This is a genomic window from Chloroflexota bacterium (assembly GCA_026389585.1).
Taxonomy (GTDB): Bacteria; Chloroflexota; Dehalococcoidia; order UBA2247; family RBG-13-53-26; genus JAPLHP01.
Genome location: JAPLHP010000061.1, coordinates 1 through 16614, shown reverse-complemented (window position 1 = coordinate 16614; position 16614 = coordinate 1). Strand labels below are relative to the sequence as shown.

The following is a 16614-nucleotide window of genomic DNA, read 5'->3' as shown; positions in this document are numbered from 1 at the left end:
TAACCTGAGTTGTACAAATAGTCAAGCGCTGTAAGATTATCATCTAATAATAGCAATCACATTGTGGGCAACCGCCACAACGTATTACTATTTGGTATTGATATCAAAATGCTGGAGCCCAGATCAACAAGATGGACAGACTAGACAGAATCTCTCCCGCCAAGTTGGACAAGACACTCAGTCAATGGCCACTGCAACTCATTCCCTCAGAACTCGGAGTGCACCTGGAAACACAGCCAGGGAGAACCCTGGATCTGAAAGAATTGAGCAATCGGGTGAAGAAAGAACTTGGCCAGACCCAAGACAATCTCCAAAAGGCAAGATTTGAATTGACCGTCATGGACTGGCTATACACCTTCATAAGAGCAAACATCAAGCGGGGCCGGGTTTTTGAATTGGAGCGAGTGCTCAGCGAGAGGCGTGCCGACTGCCTGGGTTATGTCAAGATATTTAACATGCTGGGGAGAAGACTGGCACTGGACATGGGTGCCGTAGACGTAGTCATCGATAACGCAGGCAGGTACATTCCCCATATAGTCAATATCCTCAAACTGGCCGACAAGAGAATCTATTTCATTGATCCCTGGTATGGTTCTAAAAACATAAACCACCAAAGAGTAGGTCTGCAGGTGAAAGAGGGATCAGACTGGGTAATAAGGGACGTAAACCGGCATGAACTGGAAAGCCTCACAGATGTCAGGGGACTACCTCAGCAGTGCCTTGATGCCACAACATACTACATGATGGCAAATCGCCACCTGGAAAAGGGACTCCGCTACTCTGACGACAACGAACTTGGCAAAGCTATAGTCCGCTATGATGCCGCCATTGCTCTGTATCCAGAAAACGCCCGCTTCTACTTCAATCGAGCCATTGCCCATGAGAACAGAGGGAATATGGAGCAGGCACAGAACGACTATACCAGGGCTATGCGAGACGAGCCCAGCCAGATCAGGGTCATGGCCAGACAGCATGAAGAGGTAACCCGGCTAATGGGCCTGGATCAGATGCAAGTGAGCAGCAGGGACCAAGAGATATATCTGCTGTATAAGAGATTCGTCACTGGGCAAGAGGTATCTCCAAAAGATATAGCTGCCAAATATCAAGTATCCACAGGGGAAGTGGAAAGAATAACGTTACAAATAGAACAAAGGCTACCCCTTGTTATACAAAACATATAGGTTGAAAGAGGAGGAGTCTCGCATAAAAGCCGTATAGCTTACTCCTTATCTTCTTTTACCCAATATTCCACCTCGATTACTCCATTATCCTTTCTTGCACGCAGTCTAGATCTCAGAGTGGCAAGGTAGAAAACAAGGACAAACACTGAAAGGAACAATAAGAAAAGGAAAAGGACCAATACGAAGAAGATGATAAGCGGAGTAGCTATCAAAAACAGAGGTATCAGCCACCTCAGGGGAACTACTTTTGATAGCCTGCCTACGCGGGTTTGATGAAACCAGCGACTTAAACCATCTGAATTCAGCCTAAAGAATTTCATCTCATCAACTTCCGAAAAATTCCCTCATTCTCTGATCAAATACTTCCCGCTGCACCTCAATGTCAGCCTCATAATGCCCCTCAGTCAATCCCCGGTGGAGACGCGAAACGCTCCACCTCCTCCGTCACCCCACAAACAGGCAAATCGTTCAGAATTATGGTAATGATTCTTCTTCCCTGTGACAAGTCGCTGGAAAGTCAGCTCCTTAAAGTTTGTACCTTCGCAAGGTCATGGATTATAATTAACAGCGCTGGAAAGTTGTGTTTCCAAGGAGGTTTCCCATGCCTGATTTAGCTTTCTTCAACAAACAGTTCGTGCCCCTCTCTGAAGCCAAGGTGGGTATTATGACACATGCCCTGAATTACGGTACGGCCTGCTTCGAAGGTATTCGCGGGAACTGGAATAGTGAACAAGGCCAGATGTACCTCTTCCGCATCAGAGATCATTACCAGAGGATACAAAAGAGCTGCCATATCCTGAAGATTAACTTATCCTACAGCATTGACAAGCTGTGCGAACTCACAGTGGAATTGGTGGAGAGAAATGGTTATCGAGAAGATATCTATGTTCGCCCTATGGCCTACAAGAGCTCCCAGACTGTGGGTGTCCGGCTTCACAACTTAGAGGATGATTTCTTTGTTTTTGTGACGCCCTTCGGCCCTTATCTTGATCCAGAGAAGGGGGCCAGATGTTGTATCTCAAGTTGGCGTCGCATCGATGACAACATGATCCCGCCCCGGGCAAAGGTAACTGGCTTGTACGTGAACAGCGCTCTGGCAAAAACAGAAGCCTGGGAAAATGGCTACGACGAGGCTATCTTGCTGACCCAGGATGGGCATGTCTCTGAAGGCAGCGGTGAGAATATCTTCATTATTTCCGATGGGAAATTGGTTACTCCTTCATCATCGGATAATATTTTGAAGGGTATCACCCGTGACACGATAATCAAAATGGCCAAAAGCGAATTCGGCATCGATACTATTGAGAGACCTATGGACCGCAGCGAGCTCTATATCGCTGATGAATGCTTTATGACCGGCACAGCAGCTAATGTGACTCCGGTTACCGAGATCGACCACCGTAGCATAGGGCAGGGGAAGGTCGGTACAATCACCAAAAAGATACAGCAGCTCTATTACGACATAATACGGGGCAGGAACCCCAAGTACCTCGACTGGTGCACTCCGACATACCGTAGCAAGCTTGTATCCTAGAACTGGATCATGGACATAGCAGTAGTACAACGCTGGGAATACTTCCTATTCGTATTCATAGCCTCTGTAGGAGTACTGCAACTCGTAGCATCTTATAGCCAAATTAAGGGACTGCTCTTCTTTGAGAGTAAGGTCCTCTCCTATCTGTTCGCCCTTCTGGCCATCGGAGGTTCTTTTGGATGGTTCTTCGGATATAACAATCGTATTGATACAGTGATGCGTAGAGTTGGTTTGGAGGGGGCACAGCAATTCCTCTATTTCAATCTGGCAGCCTTCCTCGCTTTAGTGCTCACCCTGATCGTTTCCTCTGTACTTCATACCTACCGCCACAGGGCACAATGCGAACAAAAGGAATATCCAGAGGGATTGGGGGCGCTCAGAGAAACCAGCTACTTCGAATCACTCAAGCATAGCCTCAGGTCAATATTCAAAGAGAAGATTCGATAACAGTGCAGATTGATAAAGATATCGTCCTGTGGGTTAATGGATTGGTGGGCAAGTCCCCGATACTGGACAGGCTCATGATCATCATGGCTAACGATTACCTTGTTCCCGTGGGCATCGCCCTCATGCTGCTCTTTATATGGTTTATGGGCAAAGATCCGGCCCAGCGTGACAACTACCAGAGAGCAGTTGCCTGTGCGGCTATTAGTATAGGCTCAGTCTGCGGCTTTGTACTGGCCTTCAATCACCTCTATCGCCACCCGCACCCATTCGAAGATATGCCCCAGCTTATGGATACCGTGAATCACATTTTCTACCGCATCCATGACCCCGGCTTCCCCAGCAATACATCCGCAGTTACCTTTGCTGCAGCGACGAGCATCTGGCAGAGAAACCGCAAGTTGGGATTGCTTGTTTTTATACCCGCTATCCTCATGCCCCTGGCCAAACTTTACTCCGCCGTATATTACCCCTCAGACATCCTGGCTGGAGCAGCCTTGGGAATCCTAACCAGTTACTTCATCTATAAGATAGTGATGCCTTTGCTTCGATTCCCTATTGATCTGGTTTTCATGATGCTCAGGAAGCTTTGCCTTGCCTAAAACCCAAATCTTACTCGAATGACATTAGCCGCGTAACTCACGATCTCCCCCGCCGAGAATTTGGCTTCGCCCTTTCTCCTATCCGTGAATTCAATAGGTATCTCTACATAGCTAAAACCATTTCTTACCAGCCTGTAAAGCGTTTCCATACCGATGGAGTAACCCTTTGAGTAAAAAGCATCGAAATCCAACGACCTTAAGGCCTCCCGCCTATAACACTTATACCCGCCAGCCCAGTCTCCGATGTACCATCCCAATAGCAGTCGCGTATATATGTTGGCACCACTGCTGATCAATCTTCTCACCGGGCTTCGCTGCGATCTGCTTCCCATCACCAACCGCGAACCAATAACTACATCGTAATCTCTTATCTTTTCCAGGAATTGCGGGATATTTCCGGGGTCATGAGAAAAATCAGCATCCATTTCGATAATACAGTCAACGTCTTGCTCTCTGGCATACTTGAGCCCAGCAATCCCAGCCGTGCCCCTGCCCCGTTCCTGCCGATGAATCACATGAATCTTACCTGGCTTCTCCGCTGCTAACCTGTCAGCTATTTCACCTGTTCCATCAGGTGAGCTATCATCCACAACCACGATGCTCACATCACCCTGTTCCAATACCTGCCCGACAATATTCTCAATATTATCCTTCTCATTGTAAGTGGGTAACATCACTATTGCTCTCATAACGGCCCCATTATATAGCGCCGGGGCCTTTCGTAAAAGCTGCACCGGGATTGACCGTTCGTTCCTCATTTCACCATCCAACATGGCGACGAGCCTTCTTCACAATATGCCCGCCGGCAACCGAAACACCTTAACCCCGCGTTGCGGAATTTCCTCACAGCAAGTATAATTTTCTTCATGGATGAAAAGGCCTTAAGTGGACTAAAGGTACTGGAGTACGCCGATTTCATAGCCGGACCTTACTGCGGTAAGCTTCTGGCTGATCTTGGCGCTGAGGTAATCAAGGTAGAGAAACCTGATATCGGCGACGACTCAAGAAGACACGGTCCCTTTCCACAGGACATACCCCACCCTGAAAAGAGTGGCCTTTTCCTCTACCTGAACGCAAATAAACTTGGCATAACCCTCGATGTCGAGACTGGTACAGGAGCCAACATACTAAAACAGCTTTTGAGGGAAACCGACATCTTCATAGAAGATAACCCCCCCGCGACAACGGAGAGGCTGGGACTCTCCTATCCAAACATCCGAAAAGTAAACCCCCATGCCATTATGGTCTCTCTCACCCCCTTCGGACAGAGCGGGCCCTATAGGGACTACAAGGGACATGCTATAAATTGCAGTGCCCTGGGTGGGCAGAGTGTCTGTGCAGGTGAACCCGGAAGAGAACCCTTAACTCCACCGTTAAGCCTGGGACATTACCAGAGTGGGGCAGCCGGTGCTGCAGCCGCCATGGCGGCTGTGTTCACCCAAGAAGCAACCGGTGAAGGGCAACATATTGACGTCTCTGAAGCGCAGGTTTGGGCTACTCTTCACACCGGGAATCAGGAATCGGCCTTCGTAATGCACGGAATGAAGCGCATGAGGTGGGGACACCGCACCCCGGGAGTTTATCCATACACCATACTACCCTGCAAGGATGGCTTCGTGAGCATGATCGCTATCCAGGGTTACCAATGGAAGAGGTTCCTGGAGCTTATTGGCGATGGAGAAGTACCCGGTTGGTATTCCAACGAACCCAGATTCCAGGATCGCCGCGAAATAAGCTTGAAGTACGCCGATGAGATGGATGGACTTCTGGCCCCCTGGCTGACCGCACACACCAAGGAGGAGATACATCACCTCTGCCTGGAAAAAAGGATCCCTTTCAGCCCTGTCAAGAACATAAAAGAGGTAGTTAACGACAAACATCTCGAAGTGCGGGAGTATTTCGTAGAAATAGACCATCCAGCCGCTGGCAAACTGAAGTATCCCGGCGCCCCGTGCAAATTCTCAGAAACGCCCTGGAAAATGGAAAGACCCGCCCCCCTGCTCGGGGAGCATAACGAGGAAATCTACTGTCACCGCCTCGGATATCCCAGAGAAGAGCTGGTGCAACTTCATAGGGGAGGAATCATTTGAGTCCACATAAACAACGTCCCCTTCAAGGCTATCGAGTGATCAACTTTGGTTGGGTGTTCGCTGGCCCCTATCTGGCTAGCATGTTAGGCGATCTGGGGGCCGAAGTAATAAAGGCGGAGACAAGGAGTCGCATAGACTCCATGAGACTCAGCCCCGACAATCTGGACAAAGACCCGGATAGAGACCCGTGGTTTCACAGCGGGGTCCGCAATCAACTGAGCGTTACTATAGATATGGCCAAACCCGAGGCCATACCGGTGCTCAAGAACCTCGTCAGAATAAGTGATATTGTGATTGAGAATTTCTCTCCCCGTGTTATGAAAGAGCATACCCTGGATTACGAGTCATTGGTAGCAGTGAACCCCGCTATTATCATGATTTCCCTGCCTGCCGCTGGAAGCTATGGCCCCTTGAGAGATGCCCAGACTTATGGACCTTCACTGACCAGCCTTGCTGGCATTGACAGTATGGTAGGCTACTGCGGTGAACGTGTCTTGGGCCTGCAGCAGGCATATGCTGACATCAACAGCTCCCTTCATGGATCTTTTGCTGTCATGGCTGCCCTGTACTACCGCAAGAGAACCGGCAAAGGACAGCATATCGACATGGCCCAGTTGGAAGCAGTACTCAGCACTGCCGGCGAGGCAGTAATGGAATACACCATGAACGGGAGGGTCCCAGGGACTCTGGGCAACCGCCATCCCACAATGTGTCCTCACAACAATTACCGCTGCAAAGGAGACGATAAGTGGGTTTCCATCGCCGTGCAGACAGAAGAGGAATGGAAGGCTTTTTGTGAGGCCATTGGTACTCCTCCCTGGGTACAGGAGGAGAGATTCGCCGATAGATATAGCCGGATTAAGAATCGAGAAGAACTGGATAAACTCATCTCACAGTGGACCATCAACTACACCTACTACGAGATAATGGAAACACTTCAGAAGTTTGGGGTCGCAGCAGCACCCTGCCTCGACACCGAAGGAAGGTTCTTCGACCCACATCTCCAGGCAAGGCAAACGTATATGGAGGTTGAGCACCCCGCCACAGGTGTAGACTGGGTGGCCAATTCAGCCTGGAGAATGTCGGGAAACCCCACTGAGATTCATCACCGCTCACCATTACTTGGAGAGCACAACAACTACGTTTTCAGAGAACTCCTGGCCATGACTGACGAAGAGATCACCCGCCTGGAAGAACAAAAGGTTATCTACTAGAGCCAGTGATGCTGGAGCTTCTCCTAGACGGTGCCGATCGGCTAGGCCTCACCCTCACTCCAGAGCAAGTTCGGCAATTTCAACTCTACTACGAGGAACTGGTCGACTGGAACAAGAGGGTAAACCTGACTGCCATCACCAGTTATGAAGAGGTACAGCTCAAACACTTCCTGGACTCCCTCACTATAGTACCCGTCTTAGGGGGTGGGGCCTGGGCAAAAAGAAATCCCCTTTTCATAGACGTTGGCACCGGAGGTGGAATTCCAGGCGTCCCCCTGAAGATCGTCCTTCCGGAAGCCAGGGTAGTACTGCTGGACTCTGTGGCCAAGAAAACAGCTTGTGTACAACATATGGTGAATAGACTCGGTCTTGAGCAAGTACAGGTTCTAACCGCACGCGCCGAAGACATCGCTCATCAACCAGACTACCGCGAGATGTTTGACCTGGTCGTCTGTCGCGCTGTCAGCAAGCTCGCCACCATCGCCGAGTTGACTCTGCCGCTATGCAAGAAGGGTGGGATTGTTGTCGCCCCCAAGAAAGGGCAAATCGAGAGAGAACTGAGCCAGGCCACCAAAGCGATAGATATTCTCGGCGGTGAGCTAGGAGAGATCAGGGAAGTGAACCTGAAAGACCTGGATCAACACCTGTTGGTCATTCTGAATAAGGTATTACCCACTCCATCAAAGTACCCCCGTCGTGCCGGCATGCCAGCAAAGCATCCTCTTTAACCTTGTGATACCACACTCAAAACTCAAACATGCCCCGAACAGAAACCGTGTGTGAAATTCAGCACCTTGCTTTCTCCTGATCAAGAGAAAGCCTCAGGCTGCGGCTTGTGACGACGCCTAATCCGTGGATTACTTCGCGTTAATGTCATTCCCACGCCCTTCACTCCGTGAAGGGCAATCCAGGTGGTCCCCTCTCCCTGCGATGGGAGAGGGCTAGGGTGAGGGTGGAGTTTCCCCCCTTCCTTGAGGGCGCTTCGCAAAGCCGCCCCGTGTCATTGCGAGAAGTCCTTCTGCGGAAGGACGACGAAGCAATCTCAGCCATGAGCTATCAACCATGAGCCATCCTTCCGCAGAAGGATGACCCGACGCAGCAGCCTGTAGGAACACCATGTAGGGACAGACCCTTCGCCTTCGCTCAGGGGGACAAGCCTCTCATGGATTGGGGACGACGCCAGTGTCTTGACATACACTCGCCGCTGATAAGATTGCTAACTCCTGTCTTATACTTTACCATGTATGATGTATTTCCTGATCACCGCAAAACTATCGACTTCGTAGAAATCAAATAAGATGAAACCCGGGTGTTAAAGTATATGTCATCCTTTGAAATCTCCTCTGAATTTAGACCTACTGGCGACCAGCCCCAAGCAGTGGAAAAGCTGATAGATGGACTATCTAAAGGATATAAACGGCAAACGCTCCTGGGAGTAACCGGCAGCGGCAAAACCTTCACCATGGCTAATGTCATCGAAAGGATTCAGAGGCCTGCCCTGGTCATCTGCCATAATAAAACCCTGGCAGCCCAGTTGTACACCGAGTTTAAGGATTTTTTCCCTCAAAATGCTGTGGGGTATTTTGTCAGTTACTATGACTACTACCAACCAGAGGCATATATTCCCCACACTGACACATACATAGAGAAGGAAACAGACATAAACGAGGAAATCGACAAGCTGCGCCATGCTGCTACCCGTGCACTCTTTGAGAGAAGGGATGTGGTTATCGTAGCTTCAGTCTCCTGTATCTACGGTTTGGGTTCACCCGAAGACTATCACGGCTTTGTGATTGGGTTGAAGAAAGGTGAGAAACGAAATCGGAATAAAATAGTGCGCCAACTCGTTGATATGCAGTATCAGCGAAATGACATCGACTTTAGCCGCGGCAGGTTCCGCATTCGGGGTGATGTTCTGGAAATCCAGCCCTCTTACCAGGAAAAAGCAGTGCGGATTGAATTCTGGGGAGATGAAATCGAGCGTATTATGGAGATCGACCCGCTCACCGGAGAAGTGCTGACAGAATGTGACTATATAGACATCTACCCGGCAAAGCATTTCGTCACCTCACGTGAAAAACTGGTTGCAGCTATATCCGATATCCGGTCAGAACTGGAAGAAAGAATGGCAGAGCTGCAGAGCCAGGGAAAACAGCCAGAGGCAGCCAGGTTGGAGACACGCACCAATTATGACATCGAGATGCTCCAGGAGGTGGGATATTGTACCGGAGTGGAGAACTACTCCCGCCATCTTTCACGCCGTCCACCAGGCAGTCCACCATCAACTCTCTTTGATTACTTTCCCGACGACTTCTTGTTGTTTGTCGATGAATCCCACATGACCCTGCCCCAAATCAGGGGGATGTACCACGGCGACAGAAGTCGGAAGGAAACACTGGTAGGATATGGCTTCCGCCTGCCATCCGCTCTGGATAACCGCCCCCTGACCTTTGAAGAATTCGAGAATCGCATCAATCAGGTTATCTATGTCTCGGCCACACCAGGACCTTACGAATACGAACATGGTCAGCAGATAGCAGAGCAGCTTGTCCGCCCTACCGGCCTGCTCGAACCCTCTGTCGAGGTCAAACCCACCAAAGGCCAAATAGACGACCTTCTGGAACAGATCAAGACCCGTGTCAACCACGGAGAACGTTGTCTGGTAACCACCCTCACCAAGAGAATGGCAGAGGAACTTTCCGAATATCTCAGAGAAATGGGGGTAAAGACCCACTACCTTCATTCAGAGATTGAGACGCTGGAAAGGGTAGAGATTCTGCGTGACCTCCGCCTTGGTGTCTATGACGTAGTAGTGGGGATAAATCTTCTCCGGGAGGGTCTTGACTTACCGGAGGTGAGCCTGGTAGCTATTCTTGATGCCGATAAAGAGGGTTTTTTAAGGTCAACAGGAGCACTCATTCAGACTATGGGACGTGCCGCCCGCCATGTTGACGGGCATGTCATCATGTATGCCGACTCCATCACCGGTTCAATGAGGGCGGCTATTGATGAGACCCACCGGCGTCGTTCAGTTCAGGAAGCCTATAACCGCGAGCACGGTATTACCCCGCAGAGTATCAGAAAAGCCATAAAAGATATAAACGACGGAATCAAGGCGGTTGCCGAGGCTCATGCCCCTTACAAAGCAGACCGTTCCTTCTCCAAGGACCAAATAGCCGGCCTGATCAAGGATGTGGAATCCCAGATGAAGAGTGCTGCCAGAAATCTAGAATTCGAAAAGGCAGCCCTTCTGCGTGACCGCATCATCGATCTCAGAAAGCAACTAGTCGAGTTTCAACAAATTGATAGCAGCAACGAGCAGAATCACAGGCCACATCCCGTCAAAGAGAAAAAAACCAAAGAGTCTGTCAAAAGTCATCATAAAGTGGTTAAATAGGGGCAGAAATATACAATGAATGATGAGAGAAAATCCAAGGAACCACTCATCGACAGATTGCCGACACTGCATAAAGGGGTCGATGGGTTGAGAAAATCATTAGACATCCTCCACAACCAGGCTCAGCAGTTGCTCGACAGCCTATTTGGTAATTCCCCGACTGGCATCCACATTGTCCAAAACGGAATCATTCAATATGTCAACCATCAGTTCCAAATATACACAGGTTACAGCAAGGCAGAATTGCTGGGCATGGATTATTTCACGCTTGTCGTACCAGAGGACAGGGATGAGGTAAGAGATAATGCCTTAAAGATACTGCGGGGGGATTTGCCCTCTCCACATGAATACAGGATTGTCACCAAAAATGGCAAGACAGGATGGGTAGCAGAGACGATCATATCTATGCAGTTCCAGGGACAACAGGCAGCCTTAGGAAGCTTCATAGACATTACCGAACATAAGAAGATAGAACAAACCTTAAAAGAATCAGAGGAAAGATATCGAACACTGTTTGAGTCCGCTGAGGAAGGGATACTTGTAATAGACAGTGAGACAAACACATTCACGTATGCTAACCCGGCCATAGGTAGAATGTTGGGATATACTCAAGAAGAACTAAGGGGAATGGATAGGAGTGCCATTCATCCGATGGATGAACGGGATCACATACTCTCTGAAATCGAGGCTCAGGCGACAGGGAAAAAAGCGCTGGCGTCAGACATTCCCTGCATTACCAAAGACGGAACCGTGATATATGCAGATATAAGCGCAACCAAGGCTTTGATAAACATGAAGGAGTGCACCATAGGCTTCTTCAGAGATATTACCGAACGTAAACGGATAGAAGATGAACTATCAGAGTCAGAAGAGAAGTTGCGCGCCATATTCGAATCCGTTGCGGACGGAGTCATGGTCACTGATCTAGAAGGCACCATCACTGCACTGAATGATGCTGCAGTTTCCCTCTACGGATATAGCCATAAAGAAGAGCTCCTCGGACGGAGCGCTCTCGACTTTGTTTCCCCAAAAGACCGCGTTAAAGCCCTGGAGAACATGAAACATACATTACAATACGGCCGAAGCGGTAATACCGAGTATACCCTGCTGACCAAGGGTGACAGAGAAATTGATGCCGAGTTAAGCAGTGCACTGCTGAGGGATAAATCCGGGAAACCAGCAGGATTCATTGCACTTACAAAGGATATCACTGAACGCAAGAAGACTGAAGAGGAGATACTCCAGCGCAACCAGGAACTGGCCGCTCTGCATCAAGTATTGACGTCAATAACCCACACCCTCGACCTTGACAAGGTGATCAAGGATATTGTCTCTCAGGTTGGCAAAGCGCTCGATTCTAATTACACCAGTATTGTGATAGTGAATGAAGACGGCAGCCTCGGTGTAGGTAGTGAGGAGTTTGTAGGCATCCCTTCATTATCCACCAAGACACAGCCACATGGTGTTACCAGAAGGATAGTAGATATTACACCACCTCCAATCGCAGCACGGCCACATGGAGTGACCAGGGGAATCATCAACAGCGGTGAACCTGCAATCATCGACGATGTAGACACCGTCGAAGGCACCAACCCTGTCCTTCTGGCAGCAGGGATTAGATCATACGCCGGCGTGCCTATAAAGTCTAAGAATACCGTCATCGGAGTTCTATTCGTCCACAACACAAGGCCAAATGCCTTTGCCGGCAAAACGAACCTGCTTATCGCCTTTGCCGATGAGGCAGCTATCGCCATCGAAAATGCTCAGCTTTACAAGGAAGCAAGCACAGCTGGGGCACTCCGCGAAGCAGACCGCCTCAAGACCGAGCTTCTGGCCAATGTCTCCCATGACTTGCGCACACCTTTAACTTCAATCAAAGGCTACACCACAACCATACTCCGCCATTATGAGAAGCTCACTGACAAGGAAAAACACAACTTTCTTCACGAAATTGATCTCGCAAGCGACAGGCTTACCGAACTCATTGAAAACCTGCTGCAACTTTCAAAACTCGAAGCTGGTGGGTTCCTTATGAACAAGGAGCCCATTGGCATTACTTCTATCGTCAACAACGCCATAGAGGATATGGAACAGAAGGCAAAGAATTCCCATTTTGTCACGCGGTTTGCTGAATTCTTACCCCTGGTGGAAGCCGATCCCCGCCGCATCCGCCAAGTACTGGACAACCTCCTGAGTAATGCAGTCAAATACTCGCCAGAGGACACAGAGATCTCGGTGCAGTGTGAATCGAATAAACAGGAGCTTATCGTCCGTGTTCATGACCAGGGTATCGGCATCAGCCACCAGGAATTGCGCAAGGTCTTCGAGCGTTTCTACCAGGCTGCTTCCGGGCAGTCTCACAAGGGTGGTGGCGTTGGTTTGGGTTTAGCCATCTGCAAGGGTATAATAGGTGCTCACGGAGGCCGCATCTGGGCAGAGAGCGCCCTGGGTAAAGGCAGTATCTTCACATTCACGCTGCCACTGTCCCCTCAGGAAACTAAGAGCTCAGGCTAAAGTGCCAGCTAATGACAACAAGAGCAAAGCGGGAGGTGTAGCCAATGCCCCAACGTAAACCATTGATCTTAGTTGTTGATGACGACCCGGGGATCCTGAAGCTGGTTAGCCTCAATTTAGAGCTGGAAGGCTACCATGCAATCACAGCTCGTGATGGCAAAACAGCACTGGAACTCATTGAGAATGAGCAGCCAATATTAGTCATCCTTGACATCATGATGCCTGGCATGGATGGCTTCCAGACATGCGAACGTACCCGCGAATTCTCAGAGGTGTCTATCATAATGCTCACTGCCAAAGGTCGCGCTGAGGATGTAATACACGGCTTAGATGTCGGTGCCGATGATTATGTAATCAAACCCTTCAGCACCGATGAACTACTGTCCCGAGTAAGAGCAGTACTTCGCCGATCAAAGTTCCCAGAGGAAATGCCACAACCACCATTTATTTCAGGACAGCTGTGCATAGATTTTTCCCGACACCAGGTGACCATAGCCCAGGAAGAGGTTCTGCTGACTCCCACCGAGTACAGAACACTATGCCTGCTGGCTCGCAATGCTGGTAAAACCATTACCCAAGATCAGCTTCTGACTGAAGTCTGGGGACAAGAATACTGTGGCGACACCCATATTCTTCAAGTGGCTGTGGCCCGACTGAGAAAGAAAATCGGTGATGATCCCAGTAACCCCAGATATATCGTTACCAGACCGAGTATTGGTTACACCCTTAAAAAAGCCCCAAGCCCTCATGCAGAGTAAGCCAGCACCATCTGACGCTCAACCAATCTCCAACTGTGACCTTTCGGTGACATTTTCTGCGCAGGCGGAGGGGAATTTGTGAGATCAGTGGTTACTGCTGAGACACAAGCGTAACTCCATCCTAGTAGAATTTGCTCAATCCCTGGATATGACCGGGGCATGAGTATAGAAAGAATATTATTGAGGAAGGATGAAGAAATATGCCTCAACAGAAACCACTGATCCTAATCGTTGATGATGACTCAGGGCTAGTGAAACTGGTTAGCCTCAACCTGGAATTAGACGGCTACCAAGTAATAACAGCTGCTGAAGGCAAGACAGCACTCCAGCTTATCAAGAACGAGCAGCCAGCATTAGTCCTCCTCGACATCATGATGCCAGGCATGGATGGGTTCCAGACATGCAAACGTATACGCGAGTTCTCAGAAGTGCCCATCATAATGATCACAGCTAAAGGCGGGGTGGAAGATGTGGTTCATGGTCTCGATATCGGTGCTGATGATTACATAACCAAGCCTTTCAGCATCAACGAGCTTCTGGCTAGAGTAAAGGCAGTCCTTCACCGAGCAAAGTTTCCACAGGAAGAACCACAGCCTCCATTCACTTCAGGCCAGTTGCGCATAGACTTCGACCATCATTTGGTAACCATAGACGAAAGAGAAGTTATGCTGCCACCAACCGAATACAGGATTATCTGTCTGCTGGCCCGTAACGCCGGTAGAGTGATTACGCATGAATATCTTCTCACTGAGGTCTGGGGACGAGAGTATCGCAGTGACACACACATCCTCCAGGTAGCTATTGCACGCCTGAGGAAAAAGCTTGGGGAAGATCCCGGCAACCCTAAGCACATTGTCACCAGGCCAGGGATCGGTTACACCTTCCACAAGAAACCGGAGGAGCCAGACTGTTCAAACCATAGCGAGCCCACATACTGTACCACGGGACGTGAACAAGGGGAATAGCCTCATTCCCCAAGCCCCACTGATGTCTCTCCCGGCCACAACCTGGCATCAACATTCTGTCCAATCCATAAGGCTGCCTGGTGTCATGTCAGGTTATTAACTGAGGTAATGATTGCCTCCGCGGTTTTGGTCCAACCAAAGGTGCGCCCCTCCTCGTTTAGCTTCCCAATGCAGTCCCTGATGGCCGTCACCAGAGCCTTGTTTGGATGGGAACACGCCCCGGCAAAGTACTTTCCCCTGCAACAGATTGAATAGTACTTCAGCCAGATTGAGCCACGAGGAATAGGCGGGAATGAAGTGGAAGACCTCCCGCTTGTTGCGCGGCCGCTTGTGCCACTCCAGCACCTCTTTGGAGTCATGACTGGGCAGAGCCCAACGCAGAACATGGAAAAAGGGGGGGCCATGCTTAATTGCAGCCCCCCCCAAATCTTCCCTCAGCCCTCTTGGTATAAGGGGTCAAGCCCCAAAACCTGCTCCGCTACGCTTTTACAGTGCCCACTATCTATGTTGTTCTTTTGGCCAATCCTTTGCTCTCAGGCTACTCGTCAGCGTACTCAAGGCCAGGCTCGTAGGACTGCACACAGATAGGTCCCACAGGGACGGGCTCATTGTGTCCGATCGTGGTAGCGTTATAGGTACACAGAACATTCGGGTGTTTCACGTTTCCGGTAATTCTCCAGCCATCGCTGTCGAACTCGTAGACCTTCATGCCGTTAGAGTAAATCGTGTCTAACTCGCACCAACCGGATGGTATTGCTGGTTGTGCTGTTACTGGTGAATAAAGGTGAATTTCCACCTTCACGCTGTCCCTATTAAGTAGGCCACTCAGTTCGGCGACGCAAATGGTGAGGCTGACGTGTCTTATTCCGTCGTACGTGGTTTCTATACCGTAGGTACCCGACTGAGTCCAGCACTCACGTCCGTAGGCCGAATCAAACATTGCCAGCCCAATCTCGGGGTCCTTCACGATTTCTTCCATGATCCCCGCAGTCCTATCGTCTAGCGGCTGCGTGCTCTTAATGAAGAATGATGCCTTGACCGTTTTTTCGGGATCCCCGGCCTGAACCGCGATTATCCAGTGCTCGCCCAGTGCGGTTGGCCCCACCACGAAGCTGGTGCTGAAATTCCCCTTGCTCCCCGACGGCGATACAACGACCACATAATGCGCAGCGTCTTGGACATCCATCCAGATGTCCACCTGCGCTCCCAAGGCCCAATAGCTTCCTGAAACGAAAATTGTGCCCGGAGCACTACTTCCATTGGCCTTCAGGGTTGGCCCAGCTGGTGCGCTGGTGGCCACTGCCATACCACCCACTGCTGAACCGACCAACATCAGAATCAACACTATTGCCAATGATAACTTTCTCACCTTTTACCTCCTTTGTTGGGTCCTATTCTTGTGCAAGTACCGACTTCAGTTGCGCTGCGAACGTCCCCTCCTTTCCGTGGATGGGCAATGCCTGGTATTCCGAACGGCAGTTCTCTGCCCTCTTGGCGCGAGGCTAAGCTGAAAGCGAATGTGTCTCAGTTCCCCGCGGCAGGCTTCCCAGCCACATTGGTTCTTAATGCTACTGCCCCCCATCAAGATACCACCCCCGGGACTTCTGGGCAAGAGATCGTTAAGGTTGCAGCCACCCAGTTGTGGCAAAGAAAGAATTAGCCACATCTGGTACATAGGCTTCTAAAATGGTACTTTGGGGTATGTGGCTAGCCTCTATCTTTAGTGTGCCCCACGTCTGATATGGTGAAGATGATGCCGAAGTAAATCCCACCTTATCCAGCCAGCCACAGTCACTACCAGAGCTCACACTTCCATCTTTCGTATAAGCCCACTTAAGCGTATGAGTGCCAGATGCTATATTGAAGCTCTTCTGCTGCCAGGCTACTCCTCCACTGATGCGTCCAGACTGCTCAA

The 16614-nt window shown here is 49.9% G+C and carries 14 protein-coding genes; 11 read left to right on the top strand and 3 right to left on the bottom strand.

The window, feature by feature from the left end; translation table 11 throughout:
• The first annotated feature begins 131 nt into the window (after window positions 1–131).
• The 4 genes from NTZ04_04855 (at window position 132) to NTZ04_04840 (ending at window position 3761) form a co-directional block, all read left to right on the top strand.
• Window positions 132–1181, top strand: a complete 1050-nt coding sequence (locus NTZ04_04855; GenBank protein ID MCX5991639.1) for a tetratricopeptide repeat protein — start codon at window positions 132–134, stop codon at window positions 1179–1181.
• A 601-nt stretch (window positions 1182–1782) separates the two neighbouring features.
• On the top strand, window positions 1783–2715 hold the full coding sequence (locus tag NTZ04_04850) for a branched-chain amino acid transaminase (GenBank protein ID MCX5991638.1): 933 nt from the start codon (window positions 1783–1785) through the stop codon (window positions 2713–2715).
• Window positions 2716–2724: 9 nt separating this feature from the next.
• Window positions 2725–3162 (top strand): hypothetical protein, encoded by a 438-nt coding sequence (locus NTZ04_04845; protein MCX5991637.1) that lies wholly within the window; start codon window positions 2725–2727, stop codon window positions 3160–3162.
• Window positions 3163–3164: 2 nt separating this feature from the next.
• Complete coding sequence (locus tag NTZ04_04840) at window positions 3165–3761, top strand: phosphatase PAP2 family protein (protein MCX5991636.1); 597 nt, start codon at window positions 3165–3167, stop codon at window positions 3759–3761.
• Here NTZ04_04840 and NTZ04_04835 read toward each other — a convergent pair.
• Window positions 3758–4534 (bottom strand): polyprenol monophosphomannose synthase, encoded by a 777-nt coding sequence (locus NTZ04_04835; GenBank protein ID MCX5991635.1) that lies wholly within the window; start codon window positions 4532–4534, stop codon window positions 3758–3760. The genes NTZ04_04840 and NTZ04_04835 overlap by 4 nt on opposite strands.
• A gap of 93 nt (window positions 4535–4627) precedes the next feature.
• On the opposite strand from NTZ04_04835, the gene NTZ04_04830 reads away from it, so the two are divergent.
• The 7 genes from NTZ04_04830 (at window position 4628) to NTZ04_04800 (ending at window position 14699) form a co-directional block, all read left to right on the top strand.
• A complete protein-coding gene (locus tag NTZ04_04830; GenBank protein MCX5991634.1) occupies window positions 4628–5851 on the top strand; it encodes a CoA transferase in 1224 nt (407 codons plus the stop codon).
• Window positions 5848–7065, top strand: a complete 1218-nt coding sequence (locus tag NTZ04_04825; protein MCX5991633.1) for a CoA transferase — start codon at window positions 5848–5850, stop codon at window positions 7063–7065. The genes NTZ04_04830 and NTZ04_04825 overlap by 4 nt, the downstream gene beginning before the upstream one ends.
• 8 nt (window positions 7066–7073) lie before the next feature.
• Window positions 7074–7793, top strand: a complete 720-nt coding sequence (gene rsmG / locus NTZ04_04820; protein ID MCX5991632.1) for a 16S rRNA (guanine(527)-N(7))-methyltransferase RsmG — start codon at window positions 7074–7076, stop codon at window positions 7791–7793.
• 593 nt (window positions 7794–8386) lie between these two features.
• Window positions 8387–10462, top strand: coding sequence for an excinuclease ABC subunit UvrB (gene uvrB, locus NTZ04_04815; GenBank protein ID MCX5991631.1), 2076 nt, complete (start codon window positions 8387–8389; stop codon window positions 10460–10462).
• A gap of 15 nt (window positions 10463–10477) precedes the next feature.
• The gene (locus NTZ04_04810) at window positions 10478–12976 is read left to right on the top strand and encodes a PAS domain S-box protein (GenBank protein ID MCX5991630.1); all 2499 of its coding nucleotides are present in this window, start codon (window positions 10478–10480) and stop codon (window positions 12974–12976) included.
• 44 nt (window positions 12977–13020) lie between these two features.
• Entirely contained in the window at window positions 13021–13734 is a 714-nt protein-coding gene (locus NTZ04_04805) for a response regulator transcription factor (GenBank protein MCX5991629.1), read from the top strand.
• Between the two features lie 200 nt (window positions 13735–13934).
• Window positions 13935–14699, top strand: a complete 765-nt coding sequence (locus tag NTZ04_04800; protein ID MCX5991628.1) for a response regulator transcription factor — start codon at window positions 13935–13937, stop codon at window positions 14697–14699.
• Window positions 14700–15237: 538 nt separating this feature from the next.
• Here the strand turns inward: NTZ04_04800 and NTZ04_04795 are convergent.
• Both NTZ04_04795 and NTZ04_04790 read right to left on the bottom strand, forming a co-directional pair.
• Complete coding sequence (locus NTZ04_04795) at window positions 15238–16068, bottom strand: hypothetical protein (GenBank protein ID MCX5991627.1); 831 nt, start codon at window positions 16066–16068, stop codon at window positions 15238–15240.
• Between the two features lie 250 nt (window positions 16069–16318).
• On the bottom strand, window positions 16319–16614 hold a 296-nt coding region (locus NTZ04_04790), incomplete at its 5' end, for a hypothetical protein (GenBank protein MCX5991626.1).